At 62.9% G+C, this 22,528-nt stretch carries 19 protein-coding genes and 1 pseudogene; 8 read left to right on the top strand and 12 right to left on the bottom strand.

The features are described 5' to 3' along the window. Positions 1–131 precede the first annotated feature (131 nt). Positions 132–2,084 (bottom strand): O-acetyl-ADP-ribose deacetylase, encoded by a 1,953-nt coding sequence (locus ABX74_RS18705; protein WP_047889438.1) that lies wholly within the window; start codon positions 2,082–2,084, stop codon positions 132–134. Positions 2,085–2,162: 78 nt separating this feature from the next. Between ABX74_RS18705 and ABX74_RS18700 the strand changes: the two genes are divergently transcribed. From ABX74_RS18700 to ABX74_RS18690, 3 genes are all read left to right on the top strand, one after another. Beyond that, positions 2,163–2,843 carry an NUDIX hydrolase gene (locus tag ABX74_RS18700; protein ID WP_047889437.1) on the top strand — a complete coding sequence of 227 codons (681 nt, stop codon included), beginning with the start codon at positions 2,163–2,165 and terminating at the stop codon, positions 2,841–2,843. Positions 2,844–2,904: 61 nt separating this feature from the next. Then, positions 2,905–4,029: a dihydrodipicolinate reductase gene (locus ABX74_RS18695; protein ID WP_047889436.1), complete on the top strand. Its 1,125-nt coding sequence runs from the start codon at positions 2,905–2,907 to the stop codon at positions 4,027–4,029. Beyond that, the gene (locus ABX74_RS18690) at positions 4,026–4,505 is read left to right on the top strand and encodes a carboxymuconolactone decarboxylase family protein (protein ID WP_020909587.1); all 480 of its coding nucleotides are present in this window, start codon (positions 4,026–4,028) and stop codon (positions 4,503–4,505) included. Before ABX74_RS18695 ends, ABX74_RS18690 begins: the two co-directional genes overlap by 4 nt. Positions 4,506–4,507: 2 nt before the next feature. Here the strand turns inward: ABX74_RS18690 and ABX74_RS18685 are convergent, their stop codons facing one another. The 6 genes from ABX74_RS18685 to ABX74_RS18660 are packed head-to-tail and all read right to left on the bottom strand — an operon-like array spanning position 4,508 to position 12,285. Further along, complete coding sequence (locus ABX74_RS18685) at positions 4,508–5,296, bottom strand: SDR family NAD(P)-dependent oxidoreductase (RefSeq protein WP_020971227.1); 789 nt, start codon at positions 5,294–5,296, stop codon at positions 4,508–4,510. Next, positions 5,286–7,031: an N-acyl-D-amino-acid deacylase family protein gene (locus ABX74_RS18680; protein ID WP_047889435.1), complete on the bottom strand. Its 1,746-nt coding sequence runs from the start codon at positions 7,029–7,031 to the stop codon at positions 5,286–5,288. Before ABX74_RS18680 ends, ABX74_RS18685 begins: the two co-directional genes overlap by 11 nt. After that, positions 7,028–8,689: a class I adenylate-forming enzyme family protein gene (locus tag ABX74_RS18675; protein WP_047889434.1), complete on the bottom strand. Its 1,662-nt coding sequence runs from the start codon at positions 8,687–8,689 to the stop codon at positions 7,028–7,030. The genes ABX74_RS18680 and ABX74_RS18675 overlap by 4 nt, the downstream gene beginning before the upstream one ends. Next, positions 8,673–9,749, bottom strand: a complete 1,077-nt coding sequence (locus ABX74_RS18670; RefSeq protein WP_047889433.1) for an NAD(P)-dependent alcohol dehydrogenase — start codon at positions 9,747–9,749, stop codon at positions 8,673–8,675. Before ABX74_RS18670 ends, ABX74_RS18675 begins: the two co-directional genes overlap by 17 nt. Beyond that, on the bottom strand, positions 9,746–10,900 hold the full coding sequence (locus ABX74_RS18665) for a serine hydrolase domain-containing protein (protein WP_047889432.1): 1,155 nt from the start codon (positions 10,898–10,900) through the stop codon (positions 9,746–9,748). The genes ABX74_RS18670 and ABX74_RS18665 overlap by 4 nt, the downstream gene beginning before the upstream one ends. After that, positions 10,897–12,285: a flavin-containing monooxygenase gene (locus ABX74_RS18660; RefSeq protein ID WP_175470368.1), complete on the bottom strand. Its 1,389-nt coding sequence runs from the start codon at positions 12,283–12,285 to the stop codon at positions 10,897–10,899. Before ABX74_RS18660 ends, ABX74_RS18665 begins: the two co-directional genes overlap by 4 nt. Positions 12,286–12,452: 167 nt before the next feature. On the opposite strand from ABX74_RS18660, the gene ABX74_RS18655 reads away from it, so the two are divergent. Next, positions 12,453–13,109 (top strand): TetR/AcrR family transcriptional regulator, encoded by a 657-nt coding sequence (locus ABX74_RS18655; protein ID WP_021333340.1) that lies wholly within the window; start codon positions 12,453–12,455, stop codon positions 13,107–13,109. Positions 13,110–13,128: 19 nt separating this feature from the next. On the opposite strand, the gene ABX74_RS18650 is transcribed toward ABX74_RS18655, so the two are convergent. Beyond that, positions 13,129–14,715 (bottom strand): helix-turn-helix transcriptional regulator, encoded by a 1,587-nt coding sequence (locus ABX74_RS18650; protein WP_047889431.1) that lies wholly within the window; start codon positions 14,713–14,715, stop codon positions 13,129–13,131. A gap of 171 nt (positions 14,716–14,886) precedes the next feature. Between ABX74_RS18650 and ABX74_RS18645 the strand changes: the two genes are divergently transcribed. The 4 genes from ABX74_RS18645 to ABX74_RS18635 all read left to right on the top strand — a co-directional run bounded on the left by ABX74_RS18645 (position 14,887) and on the right by ABX74_RS18635 (position 17,722). Further along, entirely contained in the window at positions 14,887–15,483 is a 597-nt protein-coding gene (locus tag ABX74_RS18645; protein ID WP_223257962.1) for a siderophore-interacting protein, read from the top strand. Further along, the gene (locus tag ABX74_RS30650) at positions 15,369–15,716 is read left to right on the top strand and encodes a siderophore-interacting protein (protein ID WP_223257961.1); all 348 of its coding nucleotides are present in this window, start codon (positions 15,369–15,371) and stop codon (positions 15,714–15,716) included. Before ABX74_RS18645 ends, ABX74_RS30650 begins: the two co-directional genes overlap by 115 nt. 73 nt (positions 15,717–15,789) lie before the next feature. Next, complete coding sequence (locus tag ABX74_RS18640; protein ID WP_047889430.1) at positions 15,790–16,875, top strand: ABC transporter substrate-binding protein; 1,086 nt, start codon at positions 15,790–15,792, stop codon at positions 16,873–16,875. A 259-nt stretch (positions 16,876–17,134) separates the two neighbouring features. Next, positions 17,135–17,722: a sugar O-acetyltransferase gene (locus ABX74_RS18635; protein WP_047889459.1), complete on the top strand. Its 588-nt coding sequence runs from the start codon at positions 17,135–17,137 to the stop codon at positions 17,720–17,722. Positions 17,723–17,733: 11 nt separating this feature from the next. Here ABX74_RS18635 and ABX74_RS18630 read toward each other — a convergent pair whose 3' ends face one another. The 4 genes and pseudogenes from ABX74_RS18630 to ABX74_RS18615 form a co-directional block, all read right to left on the bottom strand. Continuing rightward, positions 17,734–19,281 carry an ABC transporter ATP-binding protein gene (locus ABX74_RS18630; RefSeq protein ID WP_047889429.1) on the bottom strand — a complete coding sequence of 516 codons (1,548 nt, stop codon included), beginning with the start codon at positions 19,279–19,281 and terminating at the stop codon, positions 17,734–17,736. A 2-nt stretch (positions 19,282–19,283) separates the two neighbouring features. After that, the gene (locus ABX74_RS18625; RefSeq protein WP_047889428.1) at positions 19,284–20,912 is read right to left on the bottom strand and encodes an ATP-binding cassette domain-containing protein; all 1,629 of its coding nucleotides are present in this window, start codon (positions 20,910–20,912) and stop codon (positions 19,284–19,286) included. Between the two features lie 132 nt (positions 20,913–21,044). Continuing rightward, positions 21,045–21,938, bottom strand: a complete 894-nt coding sequence (locus ABX74_RS18620; RefSeq protein WP_047889458.1) for a hypothetical protein — start codon at positions 21,936–21,938, stop codon at positions 21,045–21,047. A 46-nt stretch (positions 21,939–21,984) separates the two neighbouring features. Beyond that, positions 21,985–22,528: pseudogene (locus tag ABX74_RS18615) on the bottom strand (sulfite reductase subunit alpha); the annotation flags it as partial.

The following is a 22,528-nucleotide window of genomic DNA, read 5'->3' as shown; positions in this document are numbered from 1 at the left end:
GAACACAGAGCGACCCGCAAAATATGCGATTCGGACAAATTGTTGGACAAACGTCCAACCGGCGAAATTTCTCCACTTCACTGACCGCTCTGCACTGCTTTGACGTGGCGTGAAGTGGGCCCGGTAAACGGTCAGGCGATCGCGCGGCGCATCAGTTCTGCCGTCTCCTTGTTGAATGCGACCAGTGTGACCGTCTCGACCTCGGTCTTCGCCGTGCGAATCGCTGAAACGGCCTGTCGGACCGCATCTTCCTTCGGCCAGCCGTAAACCCCTGCCGAGATCAACGGAAAGGCGACGGTTCGTGCGCCGATCGAGTCGGCAACGGCGAGACTGCGGGTGTACGCCGACCGAAGCAATCCGGATCGGTCCTCGGAGCGCGAATACCTCGGGCCGACGGTGTGAATCACGGCCTTGGCGTGGAGCTTTCCCGCGGTGGTGGCCACGGCCGCACCCACCGGGAGGCCGTCGGGAAGGCTGGTGTTGCGCAATACCTCGCAGGCCTTCAGGATCTCCGGTCCTCCGGCTCGGTGGATCGCGCCGTCGACACCGCCACCGCCGAGGAGCCTGGAGTTGGCCGCATTGACGATGGCGTCGACAGTCAGCGTCGTGATGTCACCTTCGACGACGGTAATAGCGGGCATGGATCCTCCTGTGTACCCGACGGCTGTGTTTCCGACGGCCGTGTTTCCGACTGCCGTGTTTCCGACTGCCGTGTTCCAGAGTTCACGCTTCGGGCGAGCCCACGGCATAGCCGAGCGTACGTCGTAGGGGTCACGTCCGATCAACATCGAGTATCGCGCCGCAACCGACGGTGTGCGACTGTGCGCCTGAACGCAATGAAGGAGTACGCGCTTTCCCTCGGCCCGCAACGCCTGGACGGTGCGCGCTGCGTCGTCGATAACGAACTCGAGGTTGGCGTTGGAATCGTGACCGTCGTCGACCAACCAGAACTCGACGTGATCGGAGCTGACCTGCCGTGTTCCCATGCGGCACAGGCTGACCACGGCGTCGTAGTCTGCAGTGGACACCGCATCGACGCCGCCGAGCATCACGCCGTCGTCATGCGGATGTGTGGTCAGGTGGTGGGTTCCGCGGAATTTCGAGTAATCGAGTTCTGCGGTCGACGGCCATCCGTTCTGGTCGTCGGTACCGCCGCGAGCAGTCTTGATCGCCAGGCGAACCAGATCGGAGGAACGGTATCCCGGCCAGCCGTGCATGATTCGGCGCCAGCGGGCGGGAACCGCCGACGCTCCCCAACGGGCGCCGAGAAGGCCACCCGCGATGGCCGCAGTCGTGTCGGTGTCCCCGCCGGCTCGTACGGCTGCTTCCAATGCGTACTGGAGGTGGCGAGCGTCGGCATTGTCCGTGGAAGTGATGGCCCACCAAGCAGTCTGAAGTGCATGCACCACCCAACCGTTCTTGGAGAAGTCCTGCGGGTTCCCGGTTTCGGCCTGATCGAGCAGCGGGCCCCAGTATTCGGCTACCTCCTGATCGGCAACGGAGAGGAAGCCTCGAACGCCGTCGAAGTTGCCGGCGACAACGGCATGGCGGATGGCATGGGTCCACAACTCACACGCCTGTCCGGCACGCGGGTCGTCGTGCGTGAGTGAACTGATCCGGTGCGCGGCCGCCATGGCACCTTCTGCATCGTCCAAGTAGGAGAGGGCGACGGGAGCAGTCCGCATGAGCGAGCCGTTGCCGGCCTTGCGGCCGCTGATCGCCCGCGCACGATCCGCCATCGCCGCTGCGCTTTCGGAGCGGGCAGACAACACTGCTCGCGTCTGGTTGCCGATGTCCGCGGGCGTCGAGTCGTACCACCGGATGAACTGTGCTGCAATGGCATCAAGACCGCCAGAGCTTACGATGTCGATTCCGGTAGCGGCCACCTCGGCGATCGCAACTGCCATCGAGGTGTCGTCGGTCCATTCTCCCGGTGCCCAGTTGAACGGGCCGCCACCGATCATGTCGATGTCGATCTCGGCCTTCGGATAGGTGAATTCGTAGCCGGCGCCGAGTGCGTCTCCTGCTGCGGTGCCGAGCAGAACGCCGGCCGCTCGATCGGACTGCTGTGCGGTGAGTTTCATAGCCACCTCTTCGGTTCGCGATGATCGTTTGATCAACTTTGCGCTAACCATAGATCATATTTGAGATAACATGCAAGGGTGAATAAATGGACAGACACGAGCGGCAAGCGATTGACGGACTATCCGCGTCCGTCTGTGGCAGTGGACGTCGCGGTGCTGACGTACAGCGGTGGATCTCTGAAAGTTCTGGTGGTTCGGCACCGTCTCGGTGCGCTGGCGCTACCGGGAACATTTCTGCACGAACGCGAATTGCTCACGGCCGCAGCCGATCGTGCCCTGTCGGTCAAGGCAGAGTTGGCCCAGACGAGCTTTCACCAGTTGGCGATCTTCGACCGACCGGACCGCGACGACCGTGGATGGGTTTTGTCGGTCGCACACACGGCTTGCCTACCGGAATCGGCACTGCCCGATTCGGCGCTTCTCGTCGATGTGTACGACGACGAGGCAGTGAGCGGACTCGCATTCGATCACGCCGACATGGTGCGACTCGCGGTCACGGACCTACGCACGAGGTATGCGTCGTACGTGGATCCGGACGGATTGTCGGGCGGGACGTTCACCGTCGCCGAACTTCGGGGACTGTACGAGGTGATCTTCGATCGTCCGTTCCAGAAGGACAGCTTCCGCCGGCAGGTGTTCGACGCGCTCGAAAGTACCGGCGAGATGAGCAGGCCAGGTAACGGCCGACCCGCCGAGACGTACCGGAGGCGGGGTGACGGTGCACTGACTGCGCAGGCAATGGCATTTTTGACCGGGTGAAGTGAAACGAATTCTTGCAGTTCTGCTGACCTGACGCGCTGAGCTGGGTAATGTCCGATTGATGGGTGCAGTTTCGAATGAAGCCGAGTCCAAGATTCCGACTGTCGTGTGGGGTACCGGCAACGTCGGGCGTGCATCGATTCGCGCTGTGACAGCCAATCCTGCCCTCGAACTTGTCGGCGTCATCGTTGCCAACCCTGCAAAGGTCGGGCGAGACGCCGGTGACCTCGCGGATCTGGGAGTGCACCTGGGCGTCGCGGCTACCGACGACGCCGATGCCGTGCTCGCAGCGTCCCCCGGCGCGGTGGTCTACGCGGCGTCCGGCGACATTCGGCCCGATGACGCTGTTGCCGACATCACGCGGGCGCTGGCCGCTGGAGCTGTAGTGGTCACGCCGTCGGTGTATGCGCTGTACGACCCGAAATCTGCGCCTCCCGAACTTCGTGATCCCGTTGAAGCTGCTGCCAAGGCGGGCGGCGGCGCTCTGTTCGTCTCCGGTATCGACCCAGGCTGGGGCAACGACATCCTGCCGATTCTCGTCAGCGGGCTCGCGGGGACAATCGACCAGATCCGGTGTCAGGAAATCTTCGACTACACGACCTACGAACAGCCGGATTCTGTCCGCTACCTGATCGGGATGGGTCAGCCGATGGACTACGAACCTCCGATGGTCGCGCCCAGTGTTCCCACCATGGTCTGGGGCGGGCAGATTCGGCTCATCGCCCGAGCGCTCGGGGTGGAACTCGACGAGATCCGCGAGACCTTGCTGCGCCGCCCGCTCGAGGAAACCGTGTCGACCGAACATATGGGGGAGTTCGCGGCCGGCACCCAAGGCGCACTGCGATTCGAGGTTCAGGGAATCGTCGGCGGGGAACCCCTGATCGTGATCGAACACGTCACGCGTATTCATCCGTCCTGTGCCCGCGACTGGCCGCTCCCGCCAGACGGAGGCGACGGCGCGCACAAGGTGATCGTCGAAGGACGACCACGAATCGAGATCAACGTCGAAGCCACCGATGAAGGTGGAAACCGCGCGGCCGGTGGAAATGCCACGGCCGTAGGACGTCTCGTCAACGCAATTCCGTGGCTACGTAAGGCTGAACCCGGCCTTTACGACGCGCTGGACGTTCCGCTTACAGCCGGCGTCGGCAAGCTCGGTGCCCGAAACTCGGAGGTACTCACATGAATATCGACATACCCGAAGGCAAGAACCCGATCGGCTACGTGTGGGGCGAGATGGTTCCCGGCATCGGGCCCGCGGCCGCCGGGTTCTCCCAAAAGGTCTACACGGAAGGCACTCTCGGACTCCGCGAGTTCGAGGCGGCCAGGCTTCGGATCGCTCAGATCAACGGGTGCATCTTCTGTCAGGACTGGCGCACCGAGCGTGACGGCGAGACTGTGGAGTCGACGTTCGATCAGGCTGTCACCGACTGGCGCACCACAGATGCCTTCGACGACAGGACGCGCCTCGCTGCCGAATACGCCGAGAGATACGCCCTCGACCACCACGGGCTCGACGACGAGTTCTGGGAACGTATGACAGCTCACTACTCCCAGCGAGAAATCGTCGAGTTGAGCATGTGCCTCGGATCGTGGTTGGCCTTCGGCCGGCTCAACCACGTCCTCGGCCTCGATACTCAATGTGTGTTGCCCGGCAACTGAACCTAGTTGCCCAGCGTCGTCAGATCCGGGTAGTTCGAGACCTCCCAGCCGCCGTCGACGACCAGACTGGTTCCGGTGATGTACGAGGCGTCGTCGCTGGCGAGATAGAGGCAGGGGCCTGCGATCTCGTCGGGAGTTGCCGCTCGGGACATGGGAATTCGGCTGAGAAACATGTCGCGGGCGGGTTCGTAGTTCATGACCGGCGCGACCAGTGGCGTGTCGACCAGGCCGGGTAGAACGGCATTGACCCGGATCCCCGACGCAGCGAGTTCGATCGCGGCATTCTTGCTGAACATCTCGACCCCGGCTTTGCCTGTCGCGTACGCGCTCCCGTAGGGGCTCGGTACGTGCGCGTTCAATGAGGACACGTTGACTATCGCACCACCGCGACCGTGCTCTCGGATATGCCGCGCTTCATGTTTGGTGCAGAGGAAGACGCCCTTCTGCACCAGGTCGATGGTGAAGTCCCAGTCGGCCTCGTCGAGGTCGACGATCTGCCCCACCCTCGACGCCCCGGCAACGTTGAAAGCCAGATCGATACCGCCGAATTCCGCTGCCGCAGCGGCAATAGCCTCGGCAACATCGGATTCCTTGGTGACGTCAGCGGGAACGGCGAGGAAAGACGCGCTGTGCTGGGAGGCTATCTCCTTCAAACCCTCTGCATCGATGTCTATTCCGGCTACCTGTGCGCCTTCGCCGATAAGTCGTAGTGCGATGGCTGCACCGATACCTGATGCTGCGCCGGTGACAACCGCGGTTTTGCCGGCAAATCTGGACGTGTTAATGGGCACCTGCTTTCAAGAACTTTCCGGTTCGGCGGTTGCCGAGAACGGGTGCTGCTTCTCCGTGGCCGAAGACGTACTCGCCGCCGACGAACACTGCGGTGACGGTCTGATCGTTGCGATTGACCATGCGGGAGAGGTTGTCGTACTCCGCGACCGGACTTTCGGCGTACGCCTCGAGTGAATCGTCGAGATGGGCGGGATCGATCACAACCAGATCGGCGCGGTCACCTAATCGAAGGTGCCCGGCATCGACGTCGTACCACTCGGCGAGTTCGCCGGTGAGGCGATGCACCGCTGCCTCGACGGTCATGAAGTGACGGCCGACCTTTTGGGCATCGTAGACACGTCGTAGCAGTCGTAAGCCGAAGTTGTAGAACGCCATGTTGCGCAAATGCGCTCCGGCGTCGGAGAACCCGAGTTGGACACCGTTGTCCTGGGCGAACTTGTTCAGAATCTCCGGTCGGTGGTTCGAGATGGTTGTGCGCCAACGCACTTTCGTGCCGTGTTCGAGGACCAGATCCAGGAATGCATCGACAGGGTGGAGGCCGCCTCGTTCGACGCCGACCTGCCCGAAGCTCTTGCCGACAAGGGATTCGTCGGGGCAGGAAACGATTTCGGCGTCGAAGAAGTCGCGGTGCCAGACTTGGACGCCGAATTTTTGATCGTAGTCCTTGCGGAACTGTCGACGGTACTTCTCACTCTGCATCAGGACGTTGCGTTCCATCTCGTCGGTCAGATGCAGTGCTGCAGCGCCGGATCCGAACTCCTCGAAGACAACCAGGTCGATGCCGTCGGCATATACCTCGAAGGGAACTGGCAGGTGCTGCCAGCGCAGGTCGCCGCCGAGTCGATTGACCAAGTGTGCCAGTGGGCCGAGGATCACCACGGCCAACTTGTTGGACTTGATGTCGGCCGCCGAAAGCATGCTCGTCTTGAGTCGCTTACGCCAGATACCCGCGCTGGAGAACGCCATCGCTCCGGTACTCATCGGGTTGGAGAGGTCAGGTCCGGCCTGAAATACCCGTCCTCGGCGGCGCAGGATCGCATTGAGTCGGCGTCGTTCTTTCGTGGTTGCATACGTCGACGGCAGCGTGCGTGATCGGCAGGTCTCACCGTCGAGTTTGTCGAACAACAATTGCTGACTGGACATCCCGACGAATCCTGCGTCGAGAGCTTCGGTCAACTGCGCTTCCATCGACGCGAGTTCGGTGTCGGTGGGGTGCACGTCCTTCCTGGTAGCACGATCCAGTCCCATCTCGGCGGCTCGCATGTCGGAGTGTCCGATGAAGGCTGCAATGTTGGGACCTAGCGGAAGCGCCTCGAGTGCAGCAACATACTCTCTCGCGGAGTTCCAGGTCTTGGCCCGCGTGAGTGCTTCGACGACGTGCTTGCGTGGGATAGCTTCGACGCGGCCGAAAAGGTCGCCGGCGTCCGACGGGCTGGCGTGAATGGTGGACAGGGAACACGATCCGACAAAGATCGACGTGACCCCGTGTCTGAGAGATTCGCTCAGCGCCGGGCCTTCGAGGATCTCGACGTCGTAGTGAGTGTGGATGTCCACGATGCCCGGGATCACCCACTTGCGCCGCGCGTCGATGACACGGGGACAGTCGGTTTCGTCGAGTGGATCGAGGGAGATGGCAGTGACCAGCCCGCCGCTGATACCCAGATTGCGGACAGCTGGTTTCGCCCCGGTGCCGTCGAACCACAGACCGTTGTTGATCACGGCGTCGTAGGTCATGAGATAGCCACCTTTGTGCGTATCGTCTTCCCGGTTGCATTGCGAGGCAGAGGAGTTGTGCTCAGTTTCCACTTCACCGGCACCTTGAAGTAGGCCAGTCGTTCGGCGACATAGTCGCGTAGTTCTTCTTCGGTCGCCGCTCCCTCGCTGCGAAGAACGACAACGGCCGCCACTTCTTGGCCGAGGTCTGCCGAATCAATGCCGATCACAGCGCATTCGAGTACCGCGGGATGCTCGTCGATAGTCTGCTCGATTTCGAGAGGGTAGACGTTCTCGCCGCCGCGCAGGATCAGATCGGACCGGCGGCCCGTCAGGCGGAGTCGGCCGTCTTCGAGAACTCCGAAGTCGCCGGTTCGGAGCCATCGGTCGGGACCGATGGCGGCAGCAGTTGCAGTCTCGTCGTTCCAGTATCCTGACATCACATACGGACTGCGAGCGCAGATTTCGCCCTCCTCGCCGTCGGGAACCGCAACACCGAATGGATCACGGACCTCCACACTCACACCGATGATGGGCCGTCCGAGAGTTCCGGGGAACGCGGCGAGTTCTGGTGGCGTGGCAACCGAAATGCCGGTGGAGGATTCGGTGAGCCCGTAACTGTCGACCAAGGTGTGCTGCGCAAAAGGCAGTCGCGCGCGCAGGCGGTCTTGCAAAGCCGGAGATGACGGCGCAGACGCGAGTGCAAAGGCGCTCAGTGAGGTCAGGTCGTACTTCTCGAGACTGCCATGTTCGAGGAGACGGGTTGCCATGGTGGGGACCACCGCCCAGTTGGTGACCTTCTCGCGTTCGACAAGGGAAAGGACTTCGTCGACGTCGAAGGCGCCCTGGTGGATGACCACCGCTCCGCCCGTTGCGAGTCGTGGGATCGCCAGGTTATGCAGGCTTGCAATGTGAAACAGCGGCGCGGTCAGCAGATACCGCAAGTCACTGGGTCGGCCGTCACTGGGTCGGCCGGTGAACGCCGCAGCGAGGCGATCGCTGTAGCGGTGGTAGTCGATGACGGCCAACACGTTTCGATGAGTGTGAACAGCGCCCTTGGGGCGGCCGCTGGTTCCGCTCGTGTAAAGAATGACGGCCGGATCGTCCTCGTCGACGGACGTGCGGGGCAGTGCCGAACCCGAATACTTCTCCATCAAGGCCGGTAGATCTTCTTCCATCGTGAGCACGGGAACATCGGTGTTCACTTCGGAAAGAACTTGTGCGCGTTTGGCGTCGGCGATCACCACGGTGGGAGTGGTGTGATCGATGCCGTATTGCACTTCACGGGCCACCCACCACGAGTTGAACCCGACGGCGATGGCGCCAAGCGACTGAGCCGCCCAGAAGGTCATCACCCATTCCGGCGTATTGGCGGCGAGGATGCCCACCCGATCGCCCTTGCGAACGCCGTAACGCTCGCGCAGCGCAGTGGCCAGTGCCGCTACGGCCTCGCCGTGCGCGAGGTAGCTGAAGCGTCGGTCCTTGGTCACCAGGTAGTCGCGTGATCCGTAATCGAAGGATGCGGCGAGCACATCGCCGAGTGCCTTGTCACGGTTCTTCATGACGGGCATCGAGCTGCCGAGTACATCCTCGACTTGCATCTCGAAAGGACCACCGGGGCCGGTCAGCCCAGCCATGACGGACGCGATGAATGCTTGTGTATCAGCGGAAGTAGTCACGTGAAGTGCCTTTCGAAGATTTGGGTACGAGCACTGCGCGTCCGGTGACCTTGCCGTGTTCGAGACGGTCGAGTGCGTCGCGGGCATCAGCGAGGTCGAAGCGGGCTACTTCTACCGTTACCAGACCGGCCTGTGCCAGGGCGATGGAATCGACGAGGTCGTTTCTGGTGCCGCCATAGGACTTCCGGACCGATGCGCCCCACGGCCAGCCAGGTCCGCCGGCAGCTTCGGCAGTGATTCCGGGGTTTCCGCCTCCGAGACCTACCATGCGATACGCGCCGTTCGGCGCAACCGCTTGAACGGACATCTGTGCAGTTGCGTCGATACCGACGAAGTCGAAGATGACTTCTGCGCCTCTGGCCGACGTGAGGTCGAGGATGTGCTGCGCGGTGTCCGGTCCCGATTCGAGCGTGATGTCGGCGCCGCAACGTTTGGCGAGATCGAGTTGATCCTGTCCGACATCGACGGCGATTATGCGCACGGCACTGATTGCCCGAAGTATCTGTACTGCAACGTGACCGAGTCCGCCGACGCCGATCACGACGGCGGTGGCACCGGGCTGGAGATGTTCGCGTGCGCCGCGAATGGCGTGGTAGCTCGTCAGTGCCGCATCGGCGAGTGGTGCGGCCTGCAGGAAGTCGAGGTCTCCGATGGGTACGAAGGAGCGAGCCGGGATCTTGACGTACTCGGCCATTCCGCCTTCGGGACCGAGCCCGGGGCAGGGCGGCATCGCGGTGCGTCCAGCGGCGAGGCACATGTTCTCGTTGCCGCTCATGCATTCTCGGCACTGGCCACACGACCAACAGAGGTAGACGACGCCACGCTCTCCGACGGAACGGCCGTCGACGCCACTCCCGACGGCTTCGATCGTTCCGGCAATTTCGTGGCCGATGGTCAGCGGTTCTTCGCGCATCTTGTACGGAAAGTGCAGGAGGTGCAGATCGGAGTGGCAGATTCCCGCTGCGCCCACCCGAATCAGCAGTTCCGATGGACTGATCTCGGGGATCGGCACGTCGTTGATCTCGAGGAGACCAGGCCCCATGAGCTGAGCTGCCTTCATGAACTGACCTCGCTGATCTCGGAGTTGTACGCGGCGCTCAGATAGGCGTTGCTGCGGTCGGACCCGATCAGACCGGGTGCCATCTTGTTCATGACGTAGGCGAAAGTCATCCGGCGGTCCAGATCGTTGACCAGCATCGAGCCGCCGATACCGGCCCACCAGCAGGCGCGTCCGTCGGGAACCAGGGGTGCGGTATCCGGGTGCGGCAGTCCGTATCCGATGCCGAACGTGAGCGGAGTCATGATCCCGAGGTCGATACCGTCGGCTTGGATCTCGAAGATCAGGTCGATGGTGCTCTGCGAGAGCAGCTTCTGGCCGTCGAGCACACCACCGTTCGAGATCACGGATTGGATCCGAGCGATAGAACGTGCGTTTCCGTGGCCGTTGACTGCGCCGATCTCGGCCTCCCGCCAGGGCGCGGTGTTGACCTCGGGGTAGTCGAGCAGTGGGCAGGTCAGGGTCTTGATGAAGATGCTGTCCTGGTCGAGCGTGGACAGGTCGAACTCCAACGCGGGCGGCGGAACCATGGTGGCTATTCGACCGAAATGCTCTGCGGACGTGCCGATGTGGAAGTCGGCTCCCAGTGGACCGGCTAGCTCTTCGGCAAAGAACCTGCCGAGGGTCCGACCGTCGATGCGACGAATGACTTCACCGACGAGATGGCCGTAGTTGATCGCGTGATAGCCCGACGCCGTACCCGGGGTCCACCAAGGCTTCTGGGTAGCGAGGCGAGCGGTGGACGTCTCGAGGTCGTAGATGTCCGTCAGTTCGATCGGGCGCTCCCAACCGGAGACGCCAGACGTATGCGACAGGAGGTGGCGAACTTCGATGTCCTCCTTGCCGTTTACCGCAAAGTCGGGCCAGTAGTGAGCAACCTTCTGGTACACGTCCAATTGGCCGCGTTCGACCAGCAGGAGCGCACACAGAGCCGTCATGGTCTTGGTGATGGAGAAGGTGTTGACGATGGTGTCCGGGCCCCAAGGAGTGGTACGGGATTCGTCGGCGTATCCGCCCCAGATGTCTACTACGGCTTCTCCGTCGACGGTGATGGCGATGGAGCCACCCAACTCCTCACCGGATTCGAGTTGCGCCTCGAAGGCGGTGCGGACGGCTTCGAACTCGTTGTTGCAGTGACCGTTCACCGTGCTCATGCGCGATCCGCCTTCTCGAGTTCGTGTGCTGCTGCACGCGCCGCAACAGGTAGCTTGTTCCCCGAGGCCGCGGCACGCTTGGTGCCCTTGGCAATTTCCTTGTTCATGTTGCGGACGTACGGGTCGAACTCGAGCTGAATGGTGTGGCGCGGTGACTTGTAATAGGGGGCGAGGAAGTACGCCTCGTCGGCCTTGGTGATCTCCTGCATCTCGTTCGCGGACGGCAGTTGGTATTTCCCGGTCAGGTAGGCGGCAACGAGTTTGCTCTGCTGCTCGGCGAAGTTGACGAGCGTCGGCATGGGCTGGGCGAGTCCCATGAAGAAGAGGTTGTCGATTCCGGGCTTCATCATGCGTTTGAAGAGGGGGAATCGGTTGTCTTTGTCCGGCAGCAGGTTCGGGTCGTCGAAGAAGGGGAAGCTGATGTTGTAGCCGGTGGCGCAGACGACCACATCGACGTCCTCGGCGGTGCCGTCGGCGAAATGAACCTGCTTTCCGTCGAGTTTGGTGATCGCCGGCTTGAAGGTGATGTCGCCGGACCCGGCGCGACCCAAGAACTCGCCACTGGCTGATGGATGGGCCTCGAAGGGGCGGTGGTCCGGCTTGGGTAGTCCGTAGCCCTCCATGGTTCCCAGGTTCTTGCCGAGGAATCGACGACTCAGGAACAGGCGCAGCCCCCGAGGCATCCAGGGCGGGGTGATCAGTTTGTCTCCCGGCACGCCGCCCAGGTATTTCGGCAACACCCACACGCCGCGGCGTGCCGAGACGATGAGCTTGTCGGCGAGGTATCTCTGCCCGAGTTCGGAAGCAATGTCCAAGCCGGAGTTCCCCATTCCGACCACGACAACTTTCTTGCCGCGCATGTCGATCGGATCGAACGGGTCGTTGTAGCTGTGGCTGTGCATGAGGACGCCGTCGAACTCGCCCGGGTAATCCGGGATGTTGGGATCCCAGTGGTGACCATTGCAGACCATCAGGACGTCGTAGGTACGGACTTCGCCGTCCGAGCGCGTGATGGTCCACAGTCCGTTTGCATCACGCTCTGCAGCAACAACACTGGTGTTGAAGATGATCGACTCACGCAGGCCGAAATGCTCGACGTAGTCCTTGAAGTACTGGAAGAGTTCGGAATGGTGGGGGAAATCGGGAAGGTCGGCAGAGACCGGGAAGTCCTCGAATGCCAAGCGCCACTTCGACGTGTCGATATGCAGGCTCTGGTAGCAGGCCGACATTCCGTTGGGGTTCTTGTAGTACCAGTTTCCGCCGACCTCGTCGGACGCTTCGTAGCAGTCGAAGGGTATTCCGAATTCCTTCATTCGCTTGGCCGTCGTGATTCCGGTAGGCCCGGCGCCGATGATGCAGACGCTCGGCAAGGGGGAGGGGCTCATTCGCCATCGCTTTCTGTTCTGTCTCGGGCGTGCGCGAAGAAGAATCGAAGCCCGAGAAGTGACTTGAGTCATAGTGCGCCATTCGCTGACGATGTGTCAATGAATGACGCAATGTTTTTTGATGACGGTGAGTCGGTGATTTGCCAGGAAGTCGAAATGCGAGCAAGGTGGGCGACGTGAGCACGACTACGGATGGCCCGAAGAACAGGCGGGGAACCCTTCGCGACGAGCAGAAACGCGCGACGCGGGCCAAACTCGTGGACGCCGCACGCACTCTGTTCGAGGAACGGGGATACGCGGCTGTCACGGTCGACGACATCTCCTCGGTCGTCGGATGCAGTAGAGCCACGTTCTACGTGCATTTCGCCAGCAAGGTGGAGATGCTCAAGACGATCGGCGCGGCCGGGATGGCGGCGAGTGCGTTCGCTTTCTACATCGATCTCGATCGGGTCCTCGACACGAACTCTCGCGTGGAGTTCACCGCATGGCTGGAGCGTGCCTTCGACTGGTTCGACGAGAACAAGCGCCTGCTGCCGGCGTGGGACGAGGCCGTGGCACTCGAACCGGAGTTCCGCGAGACAGCGCGAGACGGTATGACCGAACTACCGAATGCCATGCCCAAGTATCTGGGTCGGTGGCCGGTGGAACAGCATGACGAGGCGAGGTTGCGCGTCGAATTGCTCGTGAGCCAGCTGGAGCGATTCTTCACACGCTGGGCCGTGCAGGGGACGATCGACGTGACTCGGATGCAGGCGGCCGAGGTTCTGACCGACATCTGGTTCCCGGCCCTGTCGCCGGAATCCAAGGGCGGCGACGAGCGGTAGATGTGAATCCGACGGAGGTTCACGGGTCGATGAGTCCTTCGACCGTTCCTCGCCATCCGCGGCGCTGGTAGTCCCGGGGCGACATGCCGTGAGCCGCGATGAAGACCTTGGTGAATCCGGACGCGTGCGCGTATCCGAGTCGACGGGCAGTCTCTCCGGCCGCGAGACCCTCCTCGAGATAAGCGCGGGCGAGGGTCATCCGCAACTGACCGCGCCAGCGCGGGAAGCTCTGGCCGGTGGCCGCAACGAAGTGTTTGTGAAGCAAGTCCTCGTCGACGCCGAGCCGAGCGCTCCAATCCGGCAGCGTGCGCGAATCGGCGGGGTTCTTCCGGAGTGCGGCAAGGATCGTTTCGACTGGATCGGCCTGATCGCCGCTGGGTAGGGGTGCTGCCGCGGCACTTCGAATCAGCCTCGCGATCCGGGCGGGATCGTGGATCTCGGGGCGCAGGTGGGTGTAATTCGCGACCACCGTGTGCAGCAGATACGCCTGCGCTTCGCGCGCGAAGTGCAGCACACGTGGGGGCGGTGCGGTGACGGGAGAGGCACCCGGCTGGGATCCGAGGGGAAGTAACAAAGAGCCTTCGGCGATCTCGACGCTGTTGCGCACTCCAGCGGGAAGCCACATCGCGTCACCCCGTCTCAGATTCCAGGTTCGGTCGCCGAAAGTGACCCGGGCGGAGCCTCGGTAGATCCAGACAACGACGTGAAAGTCGTTGACCCGTGCCCACGTTCCACTTGCGGGGATCGTCGGGGGTGCTGGTGCCGATCCTGACCGGGCGCCTTCTTCGGACAACAATGCAACGCCCTGTGCCAGGGTCTCGTCTTCACGGGGCGGCGTCGGGCGCCGGTTGGCGCGTGCGTAGTCGGTGGGTGTCATGCCGGTGTGTTCTCGGAAGGCGCGGGTGAAGCCCGCGGGTGTCGCGAATCCGACCTGGCTACCCGTCCAGCCGATTTCGCGGCCGGCGGCCAGATATGAGGTCGCTGCCGCGATCCGGGCCGAAGTACGCCAGCGCACGAATGACAATCCCGTTTCCTCGATGAATCGGCGCTGCAGGGTGCGGACACCGATCTTGAGTTGCTGGGCGAACCGGGAAAGTTCGGTGTCGTCGGATGGTGTCCGAAGCAGCGTGCGTGCGATCTCGAGGGTTTCGGCCGAGCGTGGCAAGCGCGGTGGGGAGTATGACGGGGAGTTGTCGTCCCCGTCGGAGTGAACACCCGCGACAAGCTCGATCAGTCCGGCTCCCGCTGCCGTCTCACCCCGAAGAAATCCCAAGTTGTGCGCGAATTGGTGGACGAGCCAGTCCTGCCAGTCTGCTGGGATCTCGAAGTCGATGACCCGGTTCAACGCGGGCGGCAGGTCGGCCGCGGGCAGTGGGATGGGAAATGCGACCGCGCCCGGATCGACCCGGATGCTGTACGCGACTCCCGCCGGTACCCAGATTGCCGCCCCCGCAGTCACACTGCGGGTACGGCCGCCGATCTGCAGTTCTGCGCGCCCGGTATGTACCCAGAACAGCAGTGGCTCGCGTTCATTCGCGATCGCGGCGAGCCGAGCAGCGGGGATCTCGGGGACTTCGCCTGCGGGGAACACCAACCGTGGTCCCACGATGCCCTCCCGACGTCGATGCATTCTCTTCCAGCCGACCGATGAGTGTAAGAAGTCGGCACGCACGGATAACACTAACTGATTAGGGCAGGCTAGCTTTATTTATTGGCCCTCCCGTCGTGATCGAACGTGGGCCGGACCCCCGTCTGTGCGCTTCCGAGGAGACTTTCCGTGCCCCGAAACACCCGTCCGACAACGGCGTACCCCGTTACCTTGCGTGAACTCGAGGTACATCGGGTGACAGAGGTGACGCCGGGCATGCGGAGAGTGACGCTCACCGGAGCCCAACTCGACACCTTCACCAACGCCGACGGAATTGCCGAACCCGCCTTCGTGAGTTCGGGCTTCGACGACGACATCCGGTTGCTGTTCACCTACCCCGGCGAATCCGACCCGGTCCTGCCGGTAATGGTCGACGGCAGTGTGACTTTCGCTGCGGGGCGCCGTCCGCTTGCCCGCGCATACACCGTGCGCCGCTACGATCCGCAAACAAGGGAACTCGACGTCGATTTCGTCGTTCACGGCGACGGAGTGGCTACCACCTGGGCGCGGGACGCCAGCCCGGGCGACCGAATGCACATCGCGGGCCCCTCTGTATCGCAGGGACTCCCGGAAGATCACGAGTATCTGCTGGCGTCGGTGACGAGACCGCGTTGCCGGCGATCTCACGTCTGCTCGAGGAATTGCCCGCCGATGCCAGGGGGCATGTGTTCGTCGAAATTGCGGACTCGGCTCACATCCAATCGGTGCGCGAGTTGTCCGGAGTGAGTGTCACGTGGTTGCCACACGAGGGGGCCGAGCCCGGCGCTACTACTTTGTTGCTCGACGCGGTCAGTGCTGTCGAATGGTCTGACGGACGCGTATTCGCTTGGCTTGCAGGCGAACAGGCGACGGTTCGCTCGCTTCGTCGTCATTTGATTCGTGATCGAGGAATTGTGAAGACCGACATCGATTTCACCGGCTACTGGAAACGCGGCGGGGCCGTGCGTGCAGATTCCTGACCTGGCTCCATCGCTCACCCAACACCTTCACCGCAGCAACACCGAAAGTGTTCGATAACACCGAAAGGCAGAAATGACAGTCCTGCGCACCAGACGATCACGGATCACCGGACTGATCGGGGCCGCGCTCGCCGCAGCGCTCCTCGTAACCGGGTGCTCGGCCTCGGCCGAAGACTCGAAAACGGCATCCTCTCCCGGTTCGGAGGGGAACGCCCTTCCAGCTGCGGAAGGAACGACTACCTACCCGCTGACCCTGGAATCGCCATACGGTACAAGTATTCTCGAGAAGCGACCGGAGCGGATCGCCGCCATCGTGCCCAATGCCGTCGACACGGAAATACTCCTCGCGCTCGGCGTCAAACCCGTCCTCTCCTCGTCGATGGTGAAGGAATCGGCTTCCCAGTCGTACTTGTTGCCTTACGACGCAGAGGATCTCGACACCTTCGAGTTCGCGATGGGCGGAACACTTCCCGTCGAAGCGATCGCCGCGAGCGAACCGGACCTCATAGTCGCCGTCGGCTGGGCTGATGGCCTGGGTGGTTTGTCCATGGGTGATTACTACGAGCGTTTGTCCTCCATCGCACCGGTGGTGACGAGCCCCGACACGAAGTCGCGGATGCTCGTGCCGTGGAAGGAGTCGATCCGTGTTCTGGGCGAGACCCTCGATCTCTCGAATGCGGCTGAAAAGGTTGTGGCAGAGCATGATCAGTACTTCGCCAAAGTGCGTGAGGAGAACCCGCAACTCGCGGGTCTGACTGCGACTTGGGCGATCTTCTACGGCACGGGCAATGGGCTGCAGTATCTTTCAGCGCCAGGTTCGGCGCCGGCAACATTCCTGGGTGAGCTTGGTTTCGCCGAGAATCCGCGTGCGAAGGAGTTCGTCACCCAGAGCACGGTCGGAGAGGAACTTCTCGAGAATATCGACGCGGATTTCCTGCTGATCGGCCGTAGTGCCGCCGGCAGCGAAGAGGATTTCGACAAGCTGACCGGCGGGAAGCTCTTCCACGCACTCGGCGCTGTGTCCTCCGGTCATTGGGTTGGCCTGCCTCCTCGCACCGCCGACGGCGGGGATGTTCTGTGGGCAATCACGAGTGGTGGTCCGATCGGAACGATGTGGGCGGCTGAACATATCGTGCCGCTCATCAGCGCGAAGCTGTAGGCGTACAACTGGAGAACGGAAAGCGCTCACCCGTCGCCACATGATTGTGTGGCGACGGGTTGTTCGTACAGCAGGTGTCCCGGGTTGGGGTCACCGATGGAACGAAAAAAGCCGCGCAACCTGGGGTGATCGGTCCGGCGGTAAAGGTGTGCGATCTCGTTCGCCGTCCGGGCTGCATTGGAGCCTCCCTGTTATAGCGCTCGATGGGGTGCGGTGTGCCCAGTCGGAGTGCGGTGGCGCGGTGTGCGACGATCCGCGGGTGGGAGAACAGGCGGATCGTCTTGCTCGTGGTGAGTGGTATCTCGATGATGACGAGCTGCGGCAGCGGCGGCTCGAGTGTTGGCGTCGACTCGACTCGTTCAATGGGGCTGCGGCGGACGACGACGCTGTCCGCTCACGGGCTCTCGCCAGCCTTTTTGGTGAGGTAGGTGACGGAGCTTTGGTGGTGCCGCGGTTCCAATGCAGCTACGGATACAACATTCGGCTCGGAGCCAACGCATTCGTCAACGCGAACGGGTTCTTCATGGATGATGCGCTGATCACGATCGGTGCGGACGTGAGGATCGGGCCTGGAGCCCAGCTGATGACAGCGTTGCACCCTGTCGATGACCATCTACGGCGTCGCGAGGGATGGGAGCGAGCCGCTCCGATCGTCATCGGCGAGAACACGTGGCTCGGTGCCTCCGTCACCGTCGGTGCAGGAGTTTCGATCGGTCATAACGCCGTGATCGGTGCCGGAAGTGTGGTGTTGCATGACATTCCCGATCACGTCGTTGCTGCTGGATCGCCTGCAAGGGTTGTCCGTCGTACACCTGCCGAAGTAGAAGGACTGCAACGCGAGCACTAGGGCTTGCGATGTCAGAGCGTGATCGTGCGGGTGGGCTCCCAGATGGCGGGGTCGCGGTGGGTGACGACGAAGACGGTAGCCGCCAATTCCCGCACAGCGCTAGCGATGCGGCGCTCGGTGCCCTCGTCGAGAGCCGAGGTCGCCTCGTCGAGCACCAGGACGGGAGCGTCTTTGAGGAAGGCGCGAGCGATCGCCACCCGCTGACGTTCGCCACCGGAGAGAGCGGTTCCCTGGTGACCGATGTCCTGATGAATGCCGAGCGCCGAGCGGTCGAGAACGGCGCCGAGGGCAGCGCGCCTTGCGGCGTCCTCGATCTCGGTTTCGGTAGCGCCCGGTCTTCCCAGTCCGATGTTCTCGCCGAGCGTGCCCGAGAACACGAGTGGATCTTGTGGCACGTAGCCGATGTGAGTAGCCAGGTCGTCATATGGCAAGTCGCGCAATGAAACTCCACCCAGAGTGACGCTGCCTTCGTCCGGGTCGTCGAAGCGCATGAGCAGCCCGAGAAGGGTGCTCTTCCCCGTACCCGAGCGCCCTGCGACGAGAACACGCTCCCCGGCGGGGATCTCCGCGTTGATGCCGCGCAGAACCGGAGCGTGGTCCACTCCGACGACCTTGATGTCAGTTCCAACAGGGCGCGCGGCGTCCTGGGACGCGGGCTCGGGTAGTGCGGGAGCCGAAGTCGCGGCCCGATAATCGCGAACCGTTGCACGCAGTTCATTGACTCCGATTCCGGCCAGAGCGAGTTCGTCGAGCGGGGCAGCGGCGCGGGCGGTGAGGATGACGAGCGCGAGAGCGGCTGCGGGATCGTCGAATCCGGTGGCGGCGAGGAAGATCACTGCGCCTGCCAGCGGCACAATGGTGGCGATCGCCGAGATGAATGTCGCTGGTGCCGCGGCGAGATTGGTCCGTGCAAGCGCGGTTTCCTGATCCCGCCAACTTCGCTCGATACGTTCGACGGAACGTGTGGGACCGGCTGCCGTGCGCAGTAATTCGAGATGATCGGTGAGCTCGAGAGTCGACTGCGTTGCTGCGAGTTCGGCCTCGTGCCGGCGCGCGTCCGCTCGGCTGAGAGCGCGTTGGGCGAGCGTCTGAGCCGCGAGCGACACGGCGAGCAGTCCGCCGACGAGCAGCATGACGCCGGGCCCCGCGACGACCGCGACTCCAGGAAGTAGGAGCAGCGGTATCAGTGGCGTAACGAGGAAGGTCTGAAGTTGGTGCGCGGGAACGCTCATCAGTGACGGGATTCCGCGCCCGGCGACGGTGGCGAGCAGCGCCCGGTTGTCGTCGGTGAACCACGACAGCTTGGTGCGGGCGAAGGCGTCGCCGAGCGCATCGTAGAGATCGCCGACGAGTCGAGCCCCGGTGAAGTAACCACCCCGCGAGACCAGGACGGTCACGAAGAGAGCGATTGCGGCCGTGGCCAGCACGAGAACCGGCGACCGGTGATCAGCGATCGAGAGGGCGAGGGTGGTGTACGCGATCGCCTCGAGGACAGCAACGGACACCCAACCGAATCCGATGGTGATCAAGCGGCGACGGGCTGCATTGGCGCTGTTCATTATTAGGCTCCAGTCAGGGCGGCATTACGCGAGGCGGCGTTGTGCGAGTTGGGACTGTCGAGGTCGAGTCGATCGTCGGCGTCGTCTGCAAGAGCAGGGTCGTGGGTGACGATCACGATCGTCTTTCCTTCGTCGTGCGCGAAGTGGCGCAGTTCCTTCAGCAGTTCGGCCGCTGTCCGATCGTCGAGCGCACTGGTCGGCTCGTCGAGCAGCAGTACTGCTGCGGGCGAGAGGAATACCCGAGCGAGCCCGACTCGCTGACGTTCTCCGCCGGAGAGTGAAGTGGCGTCGGTGTCGAGGCTGATGTCGATCTGTGCCCGGCGTAGTGCGGCGGTGTATTCCGCGTCCGTTGTATCGGGGGCGGCCAGTGCGATGTTCTCGCGCACCGTGGCCGGCAACACGTCTGCGCCCTGGGGTGTGAGCAGAATGGACTGTGGCCGCAGGTTCTCGTCGATCGTGACGACGCTCTGGCCCGCGTAGCGGACGGTACCGAGTTCCGGGATCTCGAAGCCGGCCAGTGCTTTCAGGAGCGTCGACTTGCCCGCTCCACTCGGTCCCGTGATCGCAGTGATCGCGGCTGGGCGGAATGCATGCGTGACGCCGTCGACGACTCTGCGGTCCGCGATCATGACAGTCAGGTCGACGATCTCCAGGCGGTCGGAGGGACTCGACGCCGGAACGGTGAGTGCTTCGCCGGCAGGGAGGGTGGGTTCGTCTAGGGCAGCGGCGAGCCGGACTGCTGCAGCGCGTCCAGCCGCGACGTAGTCGAGGCCGTGCCCGAGCCGCAGGGCCGGTGTCACGATTGCGAGGCTGAAGAGAATAGTGGCGGCCAACGTCGTTGCATCCCAGCGATATCCGACGGTATAGGCGATCGCGAACGTCGCCGTCGCCTGCATGAGGGCAACCGCGAGGGCCGCAGGGGTAGCAACGAGTCGAACGCGCTCCTGCATTCCCCGGGTGAACCGTGCTGTCGATTCTGCATAGTCGGCGGCGGCGCCGGTCTGCGCGCCGTAGATCCGGCAGACGTGGATACCGCGGGCATAGTCGTCCACGGCGGTCGCGATGTCTCCCATGACATCCGCACTTTCGGCGCTGTGCCGAGCGGCCATTCTGGGGATCACGAACAAGTAGAACAGTGCTGCCACGATGCCCGGAGCCAGAGCGAGAAGCGCCACGGGGCCGGCTGAGGCGACCAGCACAGCGATCGTGACCGCCGGGACCACGATGAGTGTCGCGAACTCGGCCGGTAGGTGCGCAGTCATATGGTGCAGCGCCGAGATGTCGTCCGAAACGAGCCTCCTCAGTGCGTCTCCGCTGTAGCGGGACAGCGTGCTTGCGGGCAGTCGAACGAGATGAGCTGCGAGCTGGCGTCGAAGCCTGGCCTCGAAGAGCGACTCGGCGTGATGCGAGAGCCACGACGACGTGGCCGCGAGCGTTACCCCGGTGAGCCACAGCCCACATGCCCACCCGGCCCAAGTCATCGACGGTTCACCGATGAGTTGCACGACGCTCCAGAGCGCACCGAGCATCGCGACCCCCGACGCTGCCGCCGCGAGCACCCCGGCGGCCAATGCAGGCAGCGCCGGGCGCAAAGCCGGGACCAGCGACGGTTCGACGAGAGGGCGGGGCATGGATAACTCCTTGAATCAGCGTCCGAGTGCAGACACGACAAATGACCGAAACCCAAGGCTAGGCTTCGGTCGTCACGTCCAGTTATCGCGATGCGCCGATTTCTTACACCCGAATGGGTCGTACTTCGGTCTTCAGGATGCGGCCGAAATGGAACTCATGACGTCTTCCCATACGCTCATGACCGCGGATTCGGTTGGGCCAGTCTGAGTGAACACGGCTACGCACTTGCGGCGGAAGTCGTACACCTCGACAGACGTCGTCAAACCGTGCACTCCGTGGGTGCGTGTCAGCCAACACTCCGAGACGCCGTTCAGATCGATCATCGTTCGGCAGGTGTCCGCGGCTAGAGTCAATGTCCCGCCGAACATGGCTGCGGCGTCGAGATCACCGCGGTGGATCTGCAGGCAGCCGTTGCCGGCGACGACACTCGTGACGGGCAGTTGGTGGTAGGACAGGTGCTCCATCCCGGCAGCCATGAGGTGAGGATCGACTCGCCGGTAGCCGAGGGCACCCAGAGCGACCAAGCCGCTACGACGTTCGGTGCCGCTGTCCGCGAGGATGAAGTCGAGCTGTGTCAGCTGATCGGCCTCGGCCCAAAAGGCGGGAGTATTCGATGTCTGGACGGGAGTGCTTGATTCCCTCGCAGTGTTGGGCGCAGTTCGCATCGCTTCGAAGGCGAGACGATCCGAGTTCGGGGTCAAATACGTTGTGTGTGAACTCGATCCGTGGGTATCGAACATCCGAAGCGTCGGGGGCAGGTGCTGTTCTGCGTCAGTGGTCACCACCGAACCGAGAGTAGAAGGGTTCAAACGTAGAGAGACGAGTCCGGGCGTGCAGACCAGCGGATCGCCGGGAACTGTTGGAACGGCGTACTTGCCCGAGTCGTTGACAGCCGCCGGACCTGCAACGGTGATTGCTACGGCGTCGTCCAAGAGCGGCAACATTTTGCCGACTACCTCAGGTGCGGTGTCGATCAGTCCGCCGCGGAAACCCGGACGCGCAAGCAGTGCATCCAGGTCCGACATGCGCGCCAAAGCCGCGCAACGGCATTCGCCACGGTGCGGGCACATCTCAGTAGACATCCCGTAGATACCGCTTCGATCGTTTGAGGTTGTTGACGTAATCCTCGGCGGCGTCCGCATCCAACCCACCGTGCTCGGCGACCACCTCGTGCAACGCGTCGTCGACGCCCTTTGCCATCCGGGTCGCGTCGCCGCAGACGTACACGTGCGCACCGTTTTCGAGCCAGTCGAACAAGTCTCGGCCCTGTTCACGCATACGAGTCTGGACGTAGATCTTCTCGGACTGATCACGCGAGAATGCGAGATCGAGACGCGTCAGGACACCGTCACGGGTCAGACCGTTCAACTCGTCCTCGTAGATGAAGTCACTCGACTGATGCTGATCGCCGAAGAAAAGCCAATTCTGCCCCGACGCGTTGCGTGCGCGACGCTCGTGCAGGAAAGCACGGAAGGGTGCGATACCGGTGCCGGGTCCGATCATCACGACGGGAGCAGTGTCATCGGCAGGTAGGCGGAACGAATTGTTCTTGGAGACAAAAACTCCGACCCGATCTCCCTCGCCGACGCGGTCCGCCAGGTACGTCGAGCAGACG

This window comes from Rhodococcus sp. ARP2, assembly GCF_001029585.1.
GTDB lineage: Bacteria > Actinomycetota > Actinomycetes > Mycobacteriales > Mycobacteriaceae > Rhodococcus_F > Rhodococcus_F erythropolis.
The sequence above is the reverse complement of the archived record's forward strand: the minus strand, read 5'-3'. Positions and strand labels throughout refer to the sequence as shown.